General features: G+C 62.4%; 1 protein-coding gene. It reads left to right on the top strand.

From position 1 onward, the window contains the following. Positions 1-50: 50 nt before the first annotated feature. On the top strand, positions 51-245 hold a 195-nt coding region (locus ACPYOG_RS20310), incomplete at its 3' end, for a hypothetical protein (RefSeq protein WP_481295886.1).

Here is a 245-nt window from a genome sequence, read left to right as displayed (position 1 = left end):
GTCTGTCGACCGCTCAGGTCGGTGCCCTAAGCTCGACACAGGTCGAGGCTTTGAGCCCCACGCTTGTCGGTTCGTTGAACTCCGCACAAATCGGGGCCTTGTCGACGGCTGACATCGCTACCTTCTCGACCGCCGACATCGCAGCGATCAACACCGCGGCACTTGCCGGTCTGTCGACGGCCAATGTCGCGGCCCTGTCGTCTGATCAGGCTGCTGCCTTGACCACGGCTCAGGTTGCTACACTC

This window comes from Leifsonia sp. HAY1-4F (assembly GCF_056755275.1).
The sequence above is the reverse complement of the archived record's forward strand: the minus strand, read 5'-3'. Positions and strand labels throughout refer to the sequence as shown.